Source organism: Blastocatellia bacterium, from assembly GCA_025054955.1.
In the GTDB taxonomy this organism is placed as follows: Bacteria; Acidobacteriota; Blastocatellia; order HR10; family J050; genus JANWZE01.
On sequence record JANWZE010000068.1, the window covers coordinates 37,905 to 58,860 of the forward strand.

A 20,956-nucleotide genomic window follows, 5' to 3' on the forward strand; every position below is an offset into this window, starting at 1 on the left:
CGGGTCAAATACCAATCGCGTCGCATCGGCTGCGCTGCATCTTCCAGGCGCTTCTCTTTTTCTCTATAATCAAGCCTCATGGACGTCATCAGGAATCCAGCACGCATGAGTCATCTGGTGTCTCGAGTACACACCCAGCGTAAACGTATCGGCTTGGTGCCAACCTGGGGAGGCCTGCATGAAGGACACCTGTCCATGGTACGCACCATCAAAGGCCTCGTTGACGTCGTGGTGGTCTCCATCATTCCGCCCTCTCCCCATTCAGGAAGCGATCTTTTGCTCAGAGCACATCCTTCGACGCTGACCCAAGACGTTGAACTCTTGGTGCCCACAGACATTGACTACGTGTTCGCACCGAAACGACAGGATGTCATCTCGCCAACGCCCGTAACAGAAGTCGTTGTCCACGGACTCAAAGATCGCTTGTTCGGCGGCTTGCGGACACGTTTTTATACTGACGCAACGACAGAGCTGGTCATCTTGCTCAACATCACGCGTCCCGATGTCGTCAGCATGAGTCAAAAAGACCCACAACTCCTCATGATCGCTCGTCGCATTACAGCAGATTTGCATTTCTCTTGCCAAATCATGGTCACCCCCACCGTTCGCGAGCCGGACGGCACGGCGGCCTCCTGGTGGTTGTCACGACTGTCGCCTGAGCAACGACAGGCAGCCGCCGTCATATACAAAGGATTGGAAAAAGCTCAGGTCCTCTTTGGCGCCGGCGAACGAGAAGCCCATGAGCTGATCCAGGCCATCCGAGAGGTTTACGCATCAGAAGTCTTACTCAAAACCGATTACATTGGCATTGTGGACCCGGTCACGTTAGAACCTCTCACCACCATTGACGAAAGACCGGCCCTGGTGGCCGTTGCCGTCACCATCGGCGATGCTCACCTCATTGACAACCTGATCATCAATGAATAGCTTTTGTTTGTCCAGCAAGGCGCAAAATTCTTCTTCGCAGCAATACGGAGTTTATTGTATAATGGCGGTCGTCTTTTGGAATTGGGCTTGGATGTAACAAATTGAAAAGGTGAGTGAAGCAACTGAACGAACGGCTTCAACGAATGAGAGTTCATTAGCTGAGGGAGGTGGTTATGAACATAAGAAAGGTGATTCATATCATCCTTTGGGTAGGAGCCTTGGTCTGTTTCGCTATGTCCTACATTTCCCATGGGCGATGGATTGAACGAGGTGGGTTAGAAACAGACCCTGGGCGAAGCACCTGGATGATCTATGGAGCAATCGGGGTGATCTTCATTGCCATCTGGTTCTTCACCAGAGAGAAAGAGGAGGAGATCAGCATCACGCGGAGTTGAAAGAGCGGAGGCATTAGTTTTACTCATGAGCTGCCTTCAGAAGGGGCCATGATGTTTTTTGCTCAAAAGCCACTGCTAAGCCTCATGCGCCCCCTTCTTTCTACTCTTTCTGTTCTTGCCTTCCTCTTTCAAGAATGTGGCACAGGCGTCCCACCTGTGATCCTCATCGTTTCGGGGCTGTCGCCAGCGGCGACAGCAATAAGTCCCCAGCGAAAACATTCCTAGGGATTTGGCTTTTTCAATTCCGGTTTCTCTCGTGGTTCTTGGCCTTTGTCATCGCTCGGTTGCCCTGAATCAGTTGGCCGACGCCGCTTCAACGTCGGAGGGCCTGTTTCTCCAGGTCGCCCTTCAGCATCAAGCTTGCGCGCCTGGCCTTGCAAACGAGCCAAGCGATCCTTGATCCGATTAAACTCCCACGAGCTAATCACGTACTCATCACGCTCAGGAAAACGAACGATGAGATCCCTGACTGCCTTAATTCGATCCCCTTCAAATGGGTGAGTCATAAACAGCTTGGAGAATGCATTGGGTTGCTTCTTGCGCTTGGCTTCCAGTTTCTCAAACATCGTAATAAGGCCATTGGGATCGTATCCGGCCGCCCAGGAATACTGAGCGCCTAACATGTCTGCTTCATTCTCAGCATTTCGGCTGAATTTGAAAAAGGCCAGCGGTAGTCCAAAACTGGCGCCCAATTGACCGAGCATCCCAACCCCACCACCGACAAAGATCAATGGGACAGTAGCAGCCCACGAAAGCAACTGCGACTTGGTGAAATTTTCCAAAGCATGACGCGCCACCACATGCGAAATCTCGTGAGCCATAACACCAGCCAACTCCGCTTCGTTTTCCGCCGCCAGGATTAATCCCGTGTTGACATAGAAGAAACCACCGGGCAATGCAAAAGCGTTGATCTCATCAGACACAACCACCTTGATCGTGAAGGGCATCTGTGCATCCGAGTGCAACACGATGTTCTGACCAATTCGATTGATATACTCTACAATAATTGGGTCGTCCACCAGCTTCAGTTGCTGGTCAACGGTTGCAGCTAATTGCCGTCCGAGGGCAATTTCTTTGTCAATCGAATAAAAATTTAACTGTCCTTTGTTGATGTTGCGCTTGCCAATCAATAATGGATTTTCTTTGTCAGAAAGCGGCTTTGAGCTAGCCGTCTTATCTTGAGAGAAGATCGGCGATGGCGCCATGACCATAGACGCTGTCAGTACCGCTGAAAGGATCACCTGTGATACCCGGCTTATCATGACTCTGAAACTCCTATCTTAGTTTTTAGGGCGGTTATTATACATCCGCAGGATTAAAAAAATCCCCCACAGCCATTAATTTTTCCTAATTCATTGGACCCTCTCATCACGGTCTTGCAATCGGTCCCTTACTGGGATAACGTTGATTTCCATTCAGACAATCGGGCCAAGGAGCTCCACATTCCGATGACAGAAACGGAAATCAAAATTCGTTGCACGACCAATCCGATTGAGCATCACCCAGAGCTGAGCGTCCAGGTCATCGTACCGCGTCACTTCGAAGACAATCGGCTCTTTGATTTTCCTGATCAACGATTACACGCAACGAATCGAACGCTTCGCTTGCGTCAAACCGAACAGGAGAATTGGTTGACGTTTAAGGACTCCCCGCTGCCACACACGTGGTTGAAAATAAGACCAGAATACCAGGTCGCCATTGACACGCCCGATGCCATGCAACAAATCCTGCATGCCCTCGGACTTCAGCAGGTATTCCGCTATCAAAAGTATCGAACCGTATTTCGTGTCGTCTTACCAGACCAATCGGAACTTCACGCGATGTACGATGAAACTCCTATGGGAAATTATTTGGAGCTGGAAGGTGACGCTGCATCTATCCGAAAAACAATTGACCTCTTAGGTGTATCGCCGGCAGCAACCGTCACAGCAAGCTACCCAACTCTCTGGAGGCAGTATCTGCAACAAATAGGCAGCGCCCCAAGAGACATGATCTTTGAGCAAGAGCGTCCGGTACCATGCGTGCGATGATCATGGCAGCCGGGTATGGCACGCGGTTATGGCCATTGACGGCTGACCGCGCTAAGCCTGCTGTGCCCTTTCTTAATCGCCCCCTGATTGCATACTCGCTTGAGTATCTCGCCAGGTTCGGCATCAGCGATTTCATTATCAACCTGCATCACTTTCCCGAAACCGTGAAAGCCGCTGTTGAACGCCACCTGCCTCCCAACTGCCGAGTTCAGTTCTCCTATGAGCCGGAAATCCTTGGCACGGGCGGCGCCTTAGACAAGGTCCGTGATTACCTGACTGAGTCCTTCGTTATTCTCAATGGCAAAATCGTCACAGATATTGACCTGTCGGCGGCAATCGAGACGCACCGGCGACAAAATGCCCTGGCAACGCTTGTGCTCCTGCCCAACGTGCGTCGCGAAAAATTTAGCTGTGTTCATATTGCCGATGACGGGCGTATACTTGGTTTCTCCAAAGCACCAGACCCTTCCGACACACAGAGCACGAATTCTCCACCTCTGATGTTCACCGGTATCCAGATAGCCGAGCCACGATTGCTTGACTATATCCCCAGAGGTCGGTTCTCTCACACAACCCAAGAAGGCTACCCCAATGCTATCAAACACGGAGAAATGATCGCGGCTCATATAGCCACTGGACATTGGTATGAATTCAGCACATTACAACGGTATTTGGAACACCACCTTGAATTCATGAAACGGAACGGACAATCCTACATAGCCGGAACAGGATTGGTCAGAGAGCCGCATACGACGTTATCGGACTCGGTTCTTTGGGAGCACGTCTTCATCGGACACTCGGCTTCTCTGCTCCGATGCATCGTCGGCGACTCGGTTCAGATACCAGCCGGTATGCGCCTTGAAAATGTTGTCATTGTCCGCCGTGACCTTTGCTCGCAACCGCCCGCAGGCCACGTCATCGGCCATAACTTGATCGTCCCTATTACAGACTAACCAATTCAATTATTGTCAAACCAGATTCGATCCGGTATATTTCCGCGCTGTACTTCCATGCCAACACCAATCGAAACAGAAATTAAGCGATTCGCCGCGTGTGCCCTTGGCGGCGTCGCAACAGCGAATCATGTGGTCAAACTTGCCGGAGATGCTTCGTCCCGACAGTATTTCCGCGTGACCGCGGCTGATGGCAAGACCTATGTCGTGGCTCGCTACCCAGAGCCTTTCGACCCAATTCATCATCCAACCATTCAGACAACTCGGCTTTTCTTGGCAGCCGGCCTGCCAGTCCCCAAAATCTTGGCCCTCTCGGATAATCATCAGCTCATGCTGTTGGATGATCTCGGCGACATGCGCCTCCAAGACTGGCTCATGACAACTAAACCGGACGCGCATCAATCGGCCTATCGTCAAACGATCGACCTGATCATACGCATCCAAGAGGCTCAGCAATTAGCGACCACGCTCGACTGCATCGCAGCGCGCATAGCATTTGATCAGGAGAAACTCCAATGGGAACTGGCCTTTTTCTATCAAAACTTCTTTCAACGTTATCTTGGCCTGCAGCACGATGCAGACCTGAAGCAAAGGTTGTTTGATGAGTTCACCGAAATCGCCTGCACCCTTGCCTCATTGCCGCGCGTCTTGTGTCATCGCGACTTCCACTCGCGAAACCTCATGTTGCATGACCACCGCTGGTTTATCATAGACCATCAAGATGCCCGCATGGGCCCTGTGTTTTATGATCTAGCGTCGTTGCTAGGCGATCCATACGTCGAATTAGACGAGTCGTTCTGCAAGGAGATGTTGCACTACTTCGTGGCTCAACGTCGCCAGAAACCACCAATCCACTTAGTGCCCGATCAGGCCTCGGCGCTCAACAAAGAATACAATCTCATGCTCGTGCAGCGCCTGTTGAAAGCAGCAGGAACGTATGCCTATCAAATGACTGTTCTAGGCAACAGTGTCTATCTGCCATACATCCCCCGTGCATTGAAACGCGCCTTCGCAGCCATTCATCAACTGGATGGTTACCCAACACTGAAAGCCGAACTTGAGCGCTTGCTGACCACCTCACTCCCCTCAGCGTGAACTCACCTCGTCATTGACTAGACCCATTCTGGTTCAAAAATCCTTCGCTCCTGAAAATGGCTACTTGACGTACCAACCTCGGCGCTGGTTGACCAGAGCGAATGAGCTGGCTCACCGGAGCGAATGGAATTGGCTGACCGAAGCGAATCTTGACATTTGATCGCGCCATGCTATGCTTGCTGTGCGTTTCGATGATTCACACAGATGTGGGGTGGTAGCTCAGTTGGCAGAGCACGGCGTTCGCAACGCCGGGGTCGGGAGTTCAAATCTCCTCCACTCCACCATTCGTTCTTTCAATGGGCTGATTCGTCAACCGAGCACGGTCTTGACGGTAAACGACAAATTCGGCATATTACCGACTCCAATTTGAATTCGATCTATTCACGCACTCCATGAACTTCCTTGCTCTGACTGCCTATGAACTTCAGGAAGCAGCCATTCTGACGTGGCGGGCGTTCAAAGCTCTGTTCAAACGTCCACTCTATCTGAGGGACATTATCGAACAGATGGACAAGATTGGCGTCGGGAGCGTGCTGATTATTATCCTGACCGGCTTTTTCACCGGCGCCGTGTTGACGTTGCACTCTGGAGACACAATGGCCTCGTTTGGCGCGAAAGGATTGACCGGCCGGCTGGTCGCCACATCATTGATTCGCGAGTTAGGGCCTGTGTTGACAGCCTTGATGGTAGCCGGACGCGTCGGCTCGGGTGTGGCCGCTGAGCTAGGCTCGATGCTGGTGACCGACCAGATTGACGCCATGCGAGCCCTTGGCACCGATCCGATCCGAAAATTGGTGATGCCGCGCATGCTTTCGCTGCTCGTGATGGTGCCCGCGTTGTCGTTGATTTGCACGGCGCTGGGAATCATTGGAGGATTGGTCATCGCACAAACGCTATTGGGATTATCGTTTGCTCAGTACTTCAGTTCGGCCATGGAAGCCTTCAAAACCAATGATGTGATCGGCAGCCTCATCAAAGCGACCGTGTTTGGATTGATCATCGCAATTGTTGGAACGCGTGCCGGCCTGCGAACCAAAGGCGGCACCGAAGGCGTTGGACGTTCGACAACGCAATCAGTCGTCACCGCCTCTATTCTGATCATTATGGCCGATTTCTTTGTCACACGAGCCTTGTACATTTTCCTTCCGCCAAACTAATGAGTGCTACTCAAGTGGCAACTCATCGAAAAAACGTGTATCTTCATGCAAGGAACACATCAAGGAGATAGGCTATGTCGTCACGTGGAAAACGTCTTGCTTGGTCTGAACTCAAAGTGGGGTTGCTCGTACTGGCCAGTCTTGCGATCTTGGTGTTCATTATCATGAGTGCCACCGGCGGCATCGGCGATCTATTCAGGCAACGATTCATTGCCAAGACTACGTTCGCTGAAGTAGACGGCCTGTTGCCGGGCGCGGAAGTTCGACTGGCGGGAAAACGGGTGGGCAACGTGAAAGCTGTCAACTTGACTGAGGTTCCCAAGCGAGCCGAAGATCGCAACACCGTCGAGGTGGTTATGGAAATTGATCCTGACATTGCACGCCGATTGATTCGCTCCGACTCGTCAGCCACATTAGGGTCCATCGGCTTGTTAGGAGACAAAGTGGTGGAGATCAGACCTGGCACCGAAAGCGGTCAGCCCTTGCCCAGCGGCTCATATATTCAGAGCACGCCCGGCACGGACATCCGCAAAATCATCTCCGGCGTTGATCCTATCATCAGTGACCTAACGGCCACTGCGGAGCAAATCAAACAACTGGTCACAAACATCAACGAGGGCAAAGGCACACTGGGCCAACTCATCAACAATCCGCGCGCATACGAGCATCTAGACAACACATTGCTGGAAGCCACCCGCTTGTTGAAAGATATTCGTGAAGGACAAGGCACTGTTGGGCGACTCATCAACGACCCAGCATTGTATGATGATTTGCGTAATACCACCCGCCGCTTGGAAAATTTCGTCAGACAGATTGACGAAGGCCAAGGAACCGTCACGCGCCTGATCAAAGAGCCGCAACTCTATACCAAACTCGATGCTACGCTCACCGAACTGAAACAAACCTCGGAGCGCCTGAACATGATTGCCGCTCGGATCGAGCGCGGAGAAGGTACGATTGGACGGCTTATCCATGACTCGGCTTTACATGACGAGACAAAAAAGACCATAACAAATATCCAACACATTACGGCGCGGCTTGACCAGGGACAAGGAACGGCCGGCGCGCTGCTTCATGATAAAGCCCTCTATGACAATCTGAATGAATTATCGTCTCAACTGGTTCGTCTGATCTATGATTTCCGACAAGACCCGCAGAAGTACTTAAAATTGAAGATCTCGATTTTCTAGCGCACTCAACGGGCTGCTGGAGCATCCATTGCGCATCCTACGACAATGATTGAAGCACGTCTCATTTCAGACAAGCAGAACCCATCGGCAGGCGTGGAGGTGAGGGATAAGTCGCTTCGCCTCCGGGCAACGTCCTCACCCCTCCCACAACAGCCGACCGCGATTGCTCGATGGCGCGCTCGGTTGAGTTCAGCCGGATGGTTCCGTAGCGCAGAAATCGTCTCGGTTGGCGTCCTGTTTGGGGCTTACATCTATATGGACCTGCTGGCGGCGATGGAGCCAACAAAAATCAGGGGCCGATTTCGTCGGCTCCTACACTATCTGGCCAAGAAGCTGTTTTCTCAGGGCGCGCTCCAGCGTGAAGAACGATTGGCCAAGCAAGCGATCTGGCTGAGAGGACGACTGCTCAAACTGGGACCAACATTTATCAAAATTGGCCAGGCCTTGGCCACCCGCGCCGATCTCTTACCCCTGCCGTATATCAAGGAGCTGAGTAAGCTGCATGACGAAGTGCCCCCGTTTCCACACGACGAAGCGATGGCAATTCTTGAGCGCGAACTCGGCGCTCCGCTCACATCATTGTTCGCCCACATTGATGACCGGCCGGTGGCCTCGGCGAGCATGGGACAGGTCTACTATGCGCTCTTGCCAGATGGTCGTGAGGTCGCTGTTAAGATTCAACGTCCGCGCTTGAAGGAAACAATTGATTTTGATCTCCGCGTTCTCCAGCGGATTGTCAAACATCTGAAGCGCTACCCGAACCTGTTTCGCGGCGTTGATTGGAGCGGCGTGTTAAACGAATTCGCTTACACGATCGAGCAAGAAATGGATTACCTTCAAGAAGCCAAGAATGCCGATCGCTTCCGAGATAATTTTCGCTCGTGGAAAGATGTCTATGTTCCTCAAATCTACTGGGCGCTGAGCACCAGACGAGTCCTGACGATGGAGTATATTCACGGCCTCAAAGTTACCGAGACGGAGTTACTGAAGGCGCGTGGCTTCACGCCGGCTAAGATCAATCGTCTGTTGGCTCGCACCTATCTGAAGCAGATGCTCGAGGACGGATTTTTTCATGCTGATCCGCATCCGGGTAACTTGCGAGTCATGCCGGATGGCAGGCTGGCCTTTTTCGATTTCGGCATGGCGGGGCAAATTGACGCGCATCTTCAGAGCCTGATGATTGATGCATTCTTTCACATTCTCGACCGCGACGTCAGCGGATTAGTTGATGATCTGATGAAGCTGGAGTTTCTCGATCCGGACACGGACCCCAGTCGCATTCGCCCTCTGGTCGAAGAACTCTTCAAAGAATATCTCGGATTAAAACTGAGCCAAATTCGCTTCAAAGAGTTGACCTACGAAATTGCTGATGTCGTTTACGAATACCACTTCAAAATTCCTGCTCGGTTCACCTACATGATCCGCGCGTTGATGGAACTGGAGGGTATTGGTGTGGCTATTGATCCCGACTTTAACTTCGTTGAAACCGCTCGACCCTTTGCTCGAGAGTACCTACTGAAGCGCGAAAGCCGCCAACTCCGCAACAAGATCATCAGTAAGCTGCTGCGCGGCGAAAATAATGAACTTCGCCTTGACAAGCTATGGTACTTGACCAAGGTAGCAGCTCAACTCCTCTGGGACAAACTCCGCCAATTGTAAAGGTGTGACATCCTGCGCCCGAAACCCGTTAGACCGATTTTCAACCGCCTTTAGCTGGGGCCCTACATCTTGCGGGCTCACGCACGCTGCAAGAGCGCGCCCAGCGTAAACTCATTGACAAACCGCTCTAGGCCTTCAAGGATTCCGATTGGCGCGGCGTGGTTGTGTTTCCGCAGGAGTATCCGGTTGACCTATGGGGCCAGCAACTGGCAGTGAAATGCTTGGAAATCCCTCCCAATTGGATGGGCCGCCTATGCCGGGCAATCCCCCTTCATCAATCTGTGCAAACAGCGCAGCCCGCTCATGTCGCCGCTGACTTTGCAATTCGGCCATCATTGGTGGCGGGTCTTTTTCTAACACAAACCGTTTTGGCTTTTGCTTGCTCAAATAGTCCTTCATGAAATCTATCCAGATCGGCAAGGCAGCCGAGCCGCCGGTCTGGCCATGTCCCAGCGTTCTTTTTTCATCGTATCCGATCCATACTCCTGTGCATGTCGTCGGAGTGAAACCGATGAACCAGGCATCTGTGTAATCATCAACGGTGCCTGTTTTGCCGCCAATGTCCCAACCGGTAAAGCCATATCCGCCAATGGCGCTGGCTGTACCCCTCATCACGACTTCCTTCAACATCGTCACGACCATTGAAGCCACATAGGGGGATAAGACTTCGCTCCCTGATGGTGGCTGCCAGCGCTCTAATTCTGTGCCATCGCGATCCACCACCCGACGGATGAGATGCGGTCGAACGTCTTTCCCTAAACTAGCAAAGATGGCATAGGCTCTGGTCATATCGAGCAGCGGCTCTTCAGTGCTGCCTAAGGCGGAGGCCAACACCGGCTGCATACGGTTGGGCAACCCTAATCGCTCAACCATCTGCGCGCCGCGCTCAATGCCGACTTCTTTCAACAGGCGAACAGCCGGAATATTGCGCGACAACGCTAGCGCGGTCTGAAGCGAGATGACGCCTTTGTACGATCGGTCATAATTTTCCGGCCTCCATCGTCCCAACTGAAATGGCGTATCTTCCACCGGATCATCTGGGCGAAGGCCATACTCAATAGCCGCCGCATAAATAAACGGTTTGAATGCTGAACCCGTCTGACGCAGGGCTTGCGTGGCTCGGTTAAACTTGCTGCGATTAAAATCGTAGCCCCCAACCAGCGCCTTGATTTCACCAGTCGGCACGTCGAGCGCCACCAGCGCGCCTTGCACTTCGGGCAACTGAAGGAGTGTGACCTGAAGTTGTTTGTTCTTGGCGTCAATCGCTTTGACGTGAAAAACCGTCAGGTCGCCCGGTTTGATCAGGGCTTTCAGCGGTTTGCCCCAAGGCGATTCCGCTGGCGTGACACGGGCTGTATACTCGCCGAATCGAACAATCGCTTCACGCTCGGACACCTGCATCACCAACCCCGTGTAGTACTGATCCTTGACGAACTGATTATCCCACTCCGGGTTGTAATAGGTGTCCAATGATTTCCCTTGCGCCAATATGTTCTCTAGCTTGCCGCGCCAGCCACGGCTTCGATCAAACGCATGTAATTGTTTTCGCACAGCCGCGACAGCCCATTGTTGGGCTTGCGCGTCCAGCGTCGTGTAAATCTGAAGCCCGCCACCATGCGTCTTTTGCGTGCCGTATTTGTTTTCTACTTCCTGCCGGATCATCTCAACAACATAGGCATAGGGACTATGAGCATTGTTGATACGCTCACCGCGCCACAACTTGATGGGCTGCGCTTTAGCGATCGCGGCCTGCTCAGGTGTAATGTATCCCTGCTCAGCCATCAAATTGAGAACGAGATTGCGTCGTTGCAGCGCCGCCTCAGGATTCTTCAGCGGCGAATAGATGATCGCCGATTTGAGCATCGCGGCCAGCATCGCGCTTTGTTCCAAATTTAATTCCTTGATTGATTGACCAAAATAGTATTGCGCAGCCGCCTCCACGCCATAGGCATTGCCGCCAAGATAAATCAGATTGCAATAGAGTTCAAGAATCTGCTCTTTGCTATAGTGCTGCTCAATCAGCAATGCTAACAGCGCTTCTTTGATCTTTCGCACGAGCGTCTGCTCACGGGTCAGAAAAAGCCCACGGGCGAGTTGTTGCGTGATCGTTGAGCCTCCGCCAACAATCTCGCCTTGTTGCAAATTATCCAGTAACGCTCCAATGACACGAATCGGATCAAGCCCCGAATGCTGGTAAAATCGCGCGTCCTCAACGGCAATAAACGCCTGCCGCACAATCAACGGGATCTCGGAGTACTCAACCGGAATGCGACGTTGTAAATAAAATTCACCGATAATCGTCGCGCCATCATCAGCATAAATTCGCGATAACACACTGGGCTGGTAGTGACTCAGTTGCTCGACCATCAGGGCATACTCAGACCGACTGAGCATGAAAGCCATACTCCAGCCAGTTAAGCCGCCAGCTAGCGCACTCAATAGAAACAAAGACGGCAATGTCGAACGGCGCAGAAAATCAACCAGCCGGTTCATCGCTTCTGCTACATGCCATTTCATGAGGGTAGTTAATCGTATCACATCTATCTTGCCGTTGACAAAGCCCCATGCTATGATGGCCGGCCCTAAGCAATCATGTGAGAATGTGGCGTGTCGTCAACGGGAGAATGTGACATCAATGCAGCGGCGTGCGTGGGCGACGTTCATATTCTGTATCGCACTGCTTTATCGGGCACAAACAGTTTTAGCCATCCAAGCTCCGCAAGCGCAACCTTCATCAACTCCAGTTGAACCACCGACGGCGCTTCAACAACCTTCGGATCAACTTGAAATCAATGCCGACACCGGCTCTAGCCAGGGAGGCGTCACCATCTATGAAGGGTATGTGGACATCCGCTATGGCAGTATGCGGCTCCAGTGTGATCGAGCTATTTACGACGAGTCTACTGACGAAGTGCAAGCGATCGGCAATGTCGTATTCGATCAGGAGAATCAACGCATCACGGGCAGCCGCGCTCAGTTTAATCTGCGCACCAGAAAGGGAACCATCTGGGATGCGCGAGGCTTTACCGACCGAACGCCTGATGGCGTCATGATGTTCTTTGAGGCGGATCGCATTGAGCGCACCGGCCTCTCACGATTTGAGATCATCAACGGACGAATCACCTCGTGTGAAGAACCGCTGCCCAAGTGGAGCTTCTCCGCCAGTCAATCAACACTGATACTGAACAAACGCGTCGCACTTCGCTCACCAACGCTCAAGCTGAAAAATGTGCCGGTCTTCTGGCTGCCGTATGCCACGTTTCCAATCGCCAAACGAACTCGGCAATCGGGATTTCTCACCCCCAGCGTTGGGAACTCAAACGTGCGTGGACGCTCCCTGACGATTCCCTACTATCAAACGCTCGGCCTCAGCGCCGATTTGCTCTCCCGTTTCGATCTCTTCACGCAACGAGGCATTGGGTTCGGCACGGACTTTCGCTCGCGAAACAGCGAGACGTCCTACCTGAACGCCGGCTTCTTCTCCGTCTACGATCGCTTATTCGGACAACCGGGACCCAAACAAGGCGGCACAGCTTTCTACCTCGACGCGCAACAACAATTGCCGCAAGGATTCCGCTTAGTGGCCGACGTTAACCTCGTCACCAATTTGGCGTTTCGTCAGATCTTTTCCGATAGCTTTGAACAAGCAATTTCACCGGAGGAACGAACCCAGATTTACGTCAACAACCATTTTGGGCCATATTCGTTCAATGTGCTGATGCAATCGCGTGATGTTTTCTTAGGACGTGGGGCAGACGGCAGCCAGCCGTTGATTCAGCCCGATCAATTGATCACGATCCGTCAGCTTCCTTCATTTGAGCTCATGCGACGGCCAGCCAAACTGACCAAGCGCCTGCCCGTTTATCTGTCGTTCCGCACGGCCGCTGAAGGTGTCAGCCGCGGCGAGGCCTCATTTCAAACACCCTCCGTTGTCCAACGCTTGGACGCGCAACCACGCATCACGATCCCGCTGCCATCGCTAGCAGGAATGGCCATCACGCCGAGCCTCACGCTGCGCAGCACGTTTTATTCCAATAGTCAGGACCCGCTCAACCGCGCACGCATACTCAGCCAAGATGTAACGCGGACGTATGTGGACTTCACCGTAGACGCGCGACCGCCAGCCTTCGAGCGTGTGTTTTACCATCGCGATGGGTCCCACTGGTTCAAGCATGTGATCGAACCAATGATCACCTACAGGCGCATCACTGGCATCGGCTCAGACTTTGCTCGTATCATCCGCTTCGACGCACATGATGCCATTGCCAATACAAATCAAGTCGAATTCGCTTTGGTCAACCGATTTCTCATCAAGCGTGAAGGTCCTGAGGGACAAAAAAATCAGCCTCATGAGTGGCTCATGGTCAAGCTGGCGCAACAGTACTTCTTTGATCCAACCTTCGGCGGAGCCTTGCGGGCGGGACAACGCAATCAATTTGATCCGATCAATCTACTCTCCGGTTTTCACACCATGAGTCCCGACCGCCGTTTCTCACCGATTAACCTGAACGTTCGTCTTCGCCCATTATCCTCTCTGTTCGCCGATGTACGACTTGACTATGACCCGACAATCAAAACGCTTCGCAATACGAGCGTGACAGGTGGCGTCCGCGCTTCATTCATTTCATTTTCTCAAACGTGGTTCCTGAGCCGTCAGACTCGATCGGTTGCGGGTACCTTCCCCGGAAACCTCTATCAGTCTTCCCTCTTTCTGGGTCGAGAGGATCGCGGTCCATTTATCGGGTTCGATCTCATTTATGACTTCACCAATCGCGTCATCAACAACCGACCGATCTCGGGACGCCTTGTCACATCGGTCATAGGATTTGGCTACGCGTTTGATTGCTGTAGTTTTCAGGTGCACAATACAACCTACAAGATCGGTTTGCGAAACGAAAACCGACTAGCGTTGAGCCTGACGCTGTTTGGCATCGGTAGTTTCGGTCGGCATACGGACGCAGGACGTCGCATCTTTGGCACAACATGGGATGTACCCAGGCCATGAGACGCTCAACTTGAGATGTGATGATGCACCACCCGTGATCATCGAGGGCAGTGGATAGTTTCACCGGCCGTTCACGGAGGCGCTCGACGCTCCTGACGCTGATCGCCACACGCTCAACTTGAGATGTGATCCAGAAGCAGTGTATAGTTTCACAGGCCGTCCAAGGAAGCGCTCGACGCTCCTGACGCCGATTGGGAGATGAACAAATGGGATTTGAAGTGCGCGACTATTTTGATTTGATCCGTCTTTTGGAAGATCATCCGCAGTGGCGGGCTGAACTGCGCCGACTGCTGCTGACTGATGAGCTGCTGACGCTACCTGAATTGGTGCGAGAACTGGCCGAAGCCCAGCGCCGCACCGAACAGCGGGTTGAAGAATTGGCCGAAGCTCAACGCCACCTGGCCGAAGCTCAACGCCGCACCGAACAGCGGGTTGAAGAACTGGCCGAAGCTCAACGCCGCACCGAAGAAGCGCAGCGGCAGCTTGAGGAAGCGCAGCGACGAACTGAAGAACGACTCAACCAACTCACTGTCACTGTCGAACGACTTGCTGAAGAGGTCCGCAACTTACGGCTGGCTCAGCAACAAACAGACGATCAAATTCGCAATCTGGTGCAGGCGGACAAGCAAATTGCTGATCGAGTTAACGAGCTGAGAGGTCAGATGCTGGAAATCAAATACCGTGACCGAGCAGGAGCGTACTTCGGTCGGCTCTTGCGACGACCTCAGGTCGTATCACCGGATGTGCTTTGGGATGAAGTTGAACCTCACCTGTCACGGGATGATTTCTCTGATGTGTTGTTGCTCGACTTGATCGTGCGCGGGCGGCCTATAAGCACGCCCGAAGCACCAGAGGTTTGGCTGGCTGTTGAAATCTCCGCTGTTGTGGATACAAATGATGTGACTCGCGCCCGACGACGAGCTGAGCTGCTGCGTCGTGCCGGCCAGCGCGTGATTCCCGTTGTTGCTGGTGAGCGCGCAACGCTCAGTGCTGAAGCCGAGGCGCGTCAGTATCACGTCGCTATGCTGCAAGACGGACGCGCGTTTCTCTGGGATGAGGCCTTGCATGAATGGACGCGCTAAGTTCTCCATGTTAGTACACTCACCGGCGCTCACTGATGAACTATTGACAACAACTGACGAAGTTACCGCTCGAGCTGACGATCGCTGATCCGACTGCCGTCTATCCGTTGCCTGCATATTCACTGACAGGATTCTGTTGCCGGCATATTCACTGACAGGATACACCGCTCTCGATCCCGTGCTAGAATGAACAAGGATGCGCGTGATTGCTGGCCAATACAAACGACGAGTATTGATGGCCCCCAGAGGCCACACAACCCGGCCGATCCCGGACCGATTGAAAGAGTCGCTGTTCAGCATTTTGCAACCGTGGCTTCCTGGCGCGCGCGTGCTTGATCTGTGTTCCGGCAGCGGAGCAATGGGCATCGAGGCGTTGAGTCGAGGCGCCGCTTGGGTCACATTCGTTGACTCATCGAGCGAGGCTATTCGCGCTCTCAAGCACAATCTTAAAAGCCTGCGCATCGAATCAGGCTTCGCCGTTTTCTCCTGTGACGTGGACCTCGCATTGAGGCGATTAGAGCAGGCTGGCGAAACGTTCGACCTTGTCTTCTTTGATCCACCATACGCCTCTGATCTCTATTTGACGACACTGCCTATGTTGGGAACGGCCGCTGTGCTCAAGAGCGGCGCTATCGTCATGGTCATGCATCATGCCAAAAACTGTCTGGCACAAACCTACGGGCGACTTCAGCGTGGGCGCGAGCTTCGGCAGGGCGAGAACCAGCTCAGCTTCTATGTTCTGGATTGACACCGGCTACGTGACTCACTACTCTTACAGCTTTGTTTTCACCACTACATCTTACACAAAGGATAGAAGCACATGGCAAAACAAATCGTGCATGGCGAAGAATCTCGGCAGGCCATTCTGCGCGGCATTAACAAGTTGGCTGATGCAGTCAAAGTCACGCTTGGCCCGAAAGGACGCAATGTCGTACTGGAAAAGAAATTCGGCTCACCAACAGTGACCAAAGATGGCGTCACGGTCGCCAAAGAAATCGAGCTGGAAGACAATTTAGAAAATATGGGCGCTCAGATGGTACGCGAAGTCGCCTCCAAAACCTCAGACATTGCCGGCGACGGAACCACCACGGCGACTGTCCTAGCTCAGGCGATTTTCCGCGAGGGCGTGAAAAACGTCGCCGCCGGCGCCAATCCAATGGCGCTCAAACGAGGCATTGACAGAGCGGTTGAATGCGTGGTCGAAGAGATCAAAAAGCTGTCGCGGCCTGTCAAAGGCAATGCGATTGCCCATGTCGGCACGATTTCTGCCAATGGTGATGAAACCATCGGTCGTTTGATTGCCGAGGCAATGGAGAAAGTAGGCAAAGACGGCGTCATCACCGTTGAGGAAGCAAAAACATTAGAAACGACGTTGAAGCTCGTAGAAGGCATGCAATTTGATCGCGGCTATGTTTCGCCCTACTTTGTCACTGACCTGGAAAAGATGGAATGTGTGTTGGACGATGCCTACATTCTGATTCACGAAAAAAAGATCAGCGCCATGCGCGATTTACTGCCTATCCTGGAGCAAACGGTTCGTTCGGGTCGTCCCTTGCTGATCATTGCCGAGGATGTGGAGGGCGAGGCGCTGGCGACATTAGTTGTGAATCGGCTACGAGGAACGCTCAAGGTTTGTGCAGTAAAAGCGCCAGGCTTTGGCGACCGTCGCAAAGCCATGCTGGAAGACATCGCTATTCTCACCGGCGGTCAAGTGATTGCTGAAGAATTGGGCATCAAGCTAGAAGCCATCACGCTGCAGCAACTGGGTCGAGCCAAAAGAGTCGTTATTGACAAGGACAACACAACCATCGTGGAAGGAGCTGGCAAGACGACCGACATCAACGGCCGCATTGAGCGCCTCCGTCGTGAAATTGAGGAGACCACTTCAGATTACGACCGCGAAAAGCTCCAAGAACGACTGGCCAAATTGGCCGGCGGCGTCGCCGTGATTCAGGTTGGCGCGGCCACCGAAACTGAACTCAAAGAAAAGAAGGCTCGCGTGGAAGACGCCATGCATGCGACGCGGGCAGCGGTTGAAGAAGGCATCGTGCCCGGCGGCGGCGTAGCCTATATTCGCGCACAAAAGGCGTTGGCTGCGCTGCGGCTGGATGAGCCGGACGAACAGACTGGCGTTCATATCATTCGGCGGTCGCTTGAAGAACCACTGCGGCTGATCGCGCAAAATGCCGGCATTGATGGAGCCATCGTGGTTGAAAAGGTCAAGGCTCAAAGCAACAACGATCATGGTTTCAATGCAGCGACCGGCGAGTACGAGGATTTGGTCAAAGCCGGTATCATTGATCCGGCGAAGGTCAGTCGCATCGCGTTGCAAAATGCTGCTTCTATCGCTGGGCTGCTCATTACAACCGAGGCGATGGTTTCCGAAATCAAAAAAGAGGATGAACCATCCATGCCAACGCCCGGAGGCATGTAATAGTGGGCGGCTGGGTTCGTGGCTTGCGCAGCGCGAGTGGTTCTCTGCCACAAGAATCACGAGTGAGAACCGAGGTCCCTTTTCACCACCACAACGAGGCATGAGATGATCATTGGGATTGGAATTGACCTGATCGAAGTCCCCCGATTTGAACGGGCGATGGAACGGTACGGCGAGCGATTCATTCGCCGTTTGTTCACGCCCGGCGAGATCGCTTATTGCCAACCAAAGGCCAGAGCGGTTGAGCATTTTGCCGCCCGCTTTTCCGCGAAAGAAGCGGCCTTGAAAGCCCTAGGCACGGGCAAAAGCCGAGGGATTCGCTGGACGGACGTGGAAGTGACCCGATTGCCAGGACAGCCCCCTCAGATTCAATTTCACGGAGAAGCGCTCAAGCGATTTGAATCGTTGGGCGCTAAACAGGTCGTCCTGACGATGACTCATACGGCACATTCGGCGATGGCCCAGGTCATCATCGAAGGGTAAGTGGCAGGTTGCCTCACCGGTGAATTGCTTTGGGGGAGGTGCTTACGTCGTCGGTGACGACGCGGGAGAAACGATGAGCATGGACCACAGGCGTTCCGCCTGTGCCACTGTTGTCAGACAAGAGTGGATTTTTCATTGCGTGACCTCGCCTTTTGTCCCTATGAGCTATCCGCTTCTCAGAGCGATTTGTGAATGAGCTTTCCTGGGAGCGAACGCCGGCCTTTAGCCGGCAAAATGCGCGGCCCTGGACTAAAAGCAATTGAAAACCGCCCAAGGCGAGCGCCACGCGATGGCGACCACGCGATACCATGCAGCGCAGCCCATCGAATCACAGTTCAATGCCTTTCTCTTGTCCCTTTGTTGCCACCTGAAGCTGCACCAGCGCCTTTTGAAGTTTGGCCCGCGCGCGTACAAAATCAGCCTCCTGCTCTCCCAGTTTGAGTTCTCTCATGGCGTGTTCACGGGCAAGCCGGGCCCGCTCAATGTCAATCTCTTCGGGCATCTCGGCTTCGGTCGCCAGCACGGTGACTTTGTCAGGCGACACCTCGACGTAGCCACCGCTTATGGCCACCATCTGCTTTTGTCCACCAACGTGGTAAGTCAACACGCCGGTCTCCAACATGCTGAGCAAGAGCGCATGCTCAGGCAACACACCCATCTCGCCGTTCAATCCGGGAACAGCAACGTCGTCCACCATCTCGTCCACGACCAGCCGCTCAGGGGTCACAATCACTAAATTGATTTGCTTCGCCATACTTGTCTGTTATAGCGATTTTCAAATGCCTTTCCCCGGGGAGCGCCCCCATCTTGCGGGCTTATGCACGCTGGATGTGCACGCCCCAGCGGAGATTGATTCGCAAACCGCTCTAAGAATTCGCGGCTCCAGGAGTTCACCTTCAACACAGCAGGCGGGGAAGGACAACTGCTCATCTAGCCAAAGCGCCTGTACTCTCACCTTTGCCACTGCACTACCTATGCCGCTGATTTCATCTTCTCGGCCTTCTCCAATGCTTCTTCAATCGTGCCGACCATGTAGAAGGCTTGTTCCGGAATATCATCGTGCTTGCCTTCAACGATCTCCTTAAAGCCGCGCACGGTGTCTTGAATCTTGACGTACTTGCCGCTCAGACCGGTGAACTGCTCAGCCACGAAGAACGGTTGCGAAAGGAATCGCTGAATCTTGCGGGCTCGCGCCACCGTCAGTTTGTCTTCTTCGGAAAGTTCGTCAATGCCCAGAATGGCAATGATGTCTTGCAGGTCTTTGTATCGTTGCAACGTCGCTTTGACCTGTTGAGCGACATTGTAATGCTCCTCGCCAACAACGCGCGGATCAAGGATGCGCGAGGTGGAAGCCAACGGATCAACGGCCGGATAAATGCCCAACTCGACAATCTGACGGGACAACACAGTCGTTGCGTCCAGGTGGGCAAACGTGGTTGCCGGAGCTGGATCGGTGATGTCATCAGCCGGCACATAGATCGCTTGCACTGAGGTAATCGAGCCTTTCTTGGTTGACGTGATCCGCTCCTGTAACTCGCCCATCTCCGTTTGCAAATTAGGCTGGTATCCCACCGCTGATGGCATGCGGCCAAGCAATGCCGACACTTCCGACCCAGCCTGGGTGAAGCGGAAGATGTTATCAATGAACAGCAACACATCTTGACCTTCTTCATCGCGGAAGTACTCAGCCTGTGTCAACGCCGACAATGCCACCCGCAAGCGAGCGCCTGGCGGTTCTGTCATCTGACCATAGACCAACGCCGCGCGATCAATCACGCCTGACTCTTTCATTTCCAACCACAAGTCATTCCCCTCACGCGTGCGCTCGCCGACGCCGCCAAATACAGAGAATCCACCGTGATGCATCGCCACGTTGTGAATCAGCTCTTGGATCAGCACGGTCTTACCCACACCAGCCCCGCCAAACAGACCGATCTTGCCACCACGCAGGAACGGCTCAATCAGGTCCACCACCTTGATACCCGTCTCAAACATCTCCAACTCAGTGGACTGCTCTTCAAAACTCGGCGCCGGACGGTGAATGGGATAATACTTCTCCACAGTGACCGGCCCTAACTTGTCTACCGGCTCGCCAATCACGTTGAGAACACGTCCCAGGGCGCCACGACCAACCGGCATCTGAATCGGATGGCCTGTATCCACTGCCTTCATACCGCGCACGACGCCTTCGGTCGGCTTCATTGAAACACATCGAACGCGCCCTTCACCAATGTGCTGCTCAACCTCCAGCACGATGTCAATCGGGTTCGGCACGTCAAACCCATCGCTGGTGACCCGTAGAGCGTTATAAATGGCCGGTAAATGATCCTCAAACTGAACGTCAATGACAGGTCCCATGACCTGCACCACTTTGCCAACGTGCATTCAACATGTCTCCTTAGATTGAAATGTGATGATCTTTGCGTTCAAACAAGGCCGCAAGTATAGCATACGCCCCCAAGCCCAACCAGACAGAGAAAAGGAAAAGCCGCTCCCACTTCTATTGCAGAGCGTCAACGCCAGTCAGCCTCAGCTCTTTTGATGAG

The 20,956-nt window shown here is 53.2% G+C and carries 17 protein-coding genes and 1 tRNA gene; 14 read left to right on the forward strand and 4 right to left on the reverse strand.

The window, feature by feature from the left end; genetic code table 11:
• The first annotated feature begins 78 nt into the window (after nucleotides 1-78).
• Both NZ823_09570 and NZ823_09575 read left to right on the forward strand, forming a co-directional pair.
• Nucleotides 79-927: a pantoate--beta-alanine ligase gene (locus NZ823_09570; GenBank protein ID MCS6805373.1), complete on the forward strand. Its 849-nt coding sequence runs from the start codon at nucleotides 79-81 to the stop codon at nucleotides 925-927.
• Nucleotides 928-1,100: 173 nt separating this feature from the next.
• The gene (locus NZ823_09575; protein MCS6805374.1) at nucleotides 1,101-1,322 is read left to right on the forward strand and encodes a hypothetical protein; all 222 of its coding nucleotides are present in this window, start codon (nucleotides 1,101-1,103) and stop codon (nucleotides 1,320-1,322) included.
• 221 nt (nucleotides 1,323-1,543) lie between these two features.
• Here the strand turns inward: NZ823_09575 and NZ823_09580 are convergent, their stop codons facing one another.
• Nucleotides 1,544-2,584: a M48 family metalloprotease gene (locus NZ823_09580; GenBank protein MCS6805375.1), complete on the reverse strand. Its 1,041-nt coding sequence runs from the start codon at nucleotides 2,582-2,584 to the stop codon at nucleotides 1,544-1,546.
• 186 nt (nucleotides 2,585-2,770) lie between these two features.
• On the opposite strand from NZ823_09580, the gene NZ823_09585 reads away from it, so the two are divergent.
• From NZ823_09585 to NZ823_09615, 7 genes are all read left to right on the forward strand, one after another.
• The gene (locus NZ823_09585) at nucleotides 2,771-3,352 is read left to right on the forward strand and encodes a class IV adenylate cyclase (protein ID MCS6805376.1); all 582 of its coding nucleotides are present in this window, start codon (nucleotides 2,771-2,773) and stop codon (nucleotides 3,350-3,352) included.
• Nucleotides 3,340-4,305, forward strand: coding sequence for an NDP-sugar synthase (locus tag NZ823_09590; GenBank protein MCS6805377.1), 966 nt, complete (start codon nucleotides 3,340-3,342; stop codon nucleotides 4,303-4,305). Before NZ823_09585 ends, NZ823_09590 begins: the two co-directional genes overlap by 13 nt.
• A gap of 57 nt (nucleotides 4,306-4,362) precedes the next feature.
• Nucleotides 4,363-5,400: a phosphotransferase gene (locus NZ823_09595; protein MCS6805378.1), complete on the forward strand. Its 1,038-nt coding sequence runs from the start codon at nucleotides 4,363-4,365 to the stop codon at nucleotides 5,398-5,400.
• Nucleotides 5,401-5,608: 208 nt separating this feature from the next.
• Nucleotides 5,609-5,684 (forward strand) — tRNA-Ala (locus NZ823_09600).
• Nucleotides 5,685-5,792: 108 nt separating this feature from the next.
• On the forward strand, nucleotides 5,793-6,557 hold the full coding sequence (locus NZ823_09605) for an ABC transporter permease (GenBank protein ID MCS6805379.1): 765 nt from the start codon (nucleotides 5,793-5,795) through the stop codon (nucleotides 6,555-6,557).
• A gap of 74 nt (nucleotides 6,558-6,631) precedes the next feature.
• Nucleotides 6,632-7,747, forward strand: coding sequence for an MlaD family protein (locus NZ823_09610; GenBank protein ID MCS6805380.1), 1,116 nt, complete (start codon nucleotides 6,632-6,634; stop codon nucleotides 7,745-7,747).
• 45 nt (nucleotides 7,748-7,792) lie between these two features.
• The gene (locus NZ823_09615; GenBank protein MCS6805381.1) at nucleotides 7,793-9,406 is read left to right on the forward strand and encodes an AarF/ABC1/UbiB kinase family protein; all 1,614 of its coding nucleotides are present in this window, start codon (nucleotides 7,793-7,795) and stop codon (nucleotides 9,404-9,406) included.
• A gap of 135 nt (nucleotides 9,407-9,541) precedes the next feature.
• Here NZ823_09615 and NZ823_09620 read toward each other — a convergent pair whose 3' ends face one another.
• Nucleotides 9,542-11,923 (reverse strand): PBP1A family penicillin-binding protein, encoded by a 2,382-nt coding sequence (locus tag NZ823_09620; GenBank protein MCS6805382.1) that lies wholly within the window; start codon nucleotides 11,921-11,923, stop codon nucleotides 9,542-9,544.
• Nucleotides 11,924-12,041: 118 nt separating this feature from the next.
• Between NZ823_09620 and lptD the strand changes: the two genes are divergently transcribed.
• From lptD to acpS, 5 genes are all read left to right on the forward strand, one after another.
• A complete protein-coding gene (gene lptD, locus NZ823_09625; GenBank protein MCS6805383.1) occupies nucleotides 12,042-14,411 on the forward strand; it encodes an LPS assembly protein LptD in 2,370 nt (789 codons plus the stop codon).
• A gap of 206 nt (nucleotides 14,412-14,617) precedes the next feature.
• Entirely contained in the window at nucleotides 14,618-15,493 is an 876-nt protein-coding gene (locus NZ823_09630; GenBank protein MCS6805384.1) for a hypothetical protein, read from the forward strand.
• A gap of 196 nt (nucleotides 15,494-15,689) precedes the next feature.
• Nucleotides 15,690-16,241 carry a 16S rRNA (guanine(966)-N(2))-methyltransferase RsmD gene (gene rsmD, locus NZ823_09635; protein ID MCS6805385.1) on the forward strand — a complete coding sequence of 184 codons (552 nt, stop codon included), beginning with the start codon at nucleotides 15,690-15,692 and terminating at the stop codon, nucleotides 16,239-16,241.
• A gap of 72 nt (nucleotides 16,242-16,313) precedes the next feature.
• Nucleotides 16,314-17,927 (forward strand): chaperonin GroEL, encoded by a 1,614-nt coding sequence (gene groL / locus NZ823_09640; protein MCS6805386.1) that lies wholly within the window; start codon nucleotides 16,314-16,316, stop codon nucleotides 17,925-17,927.
• Nucleotides 17,928-18,032: 105 nt separating this feature from the next.
• Nucleotides 18,033-18,410 carry a holo-ACP synthase gene (gene acpS / locus NZ823_09645; GenBank protein MCS6805387.1) on the forward strand — a complete coding sequence of 126 codons (378 nt, stop codon included), beginning with the start codon at nucleotides 18,033-18,035 and terminating at the stop codon, nucleotides 18,408-18,410.
• 328 nt (nucleotides 18,411-18,738) lie between these two features.
• On the opposite strand, the gene NZ823_09650 is transcribed toward acpS, so the two are convergent.
• Entirely contained in the window at nucleotides 18,739-19,164 is a 426-nt protein-coding gene (locus tag NZ823_09650) for a F0F1 ATP synthase subunit epsilon (GenBank protein ID MCS6805388.1), read from the reverse strand.
• A gap of 218 nt (nucleotides 19,165-19,382) precedes the next feature.
• Nucleotides 19,383-20,795 (reverse strand): F0F1 ATP synthase subunit beta, encoded by a 1,413-nt coding sequence (gene atpD / locus NZ823_09655; GenBank protein ID MCS6805389.1) that lies wholly within the window; start codon nucleotides 20,793-20,795, stop codon nucleotides 19,383-19,385.
• Nucleotides 20,796-20,956: the final 161 nt, after the last annotated feature.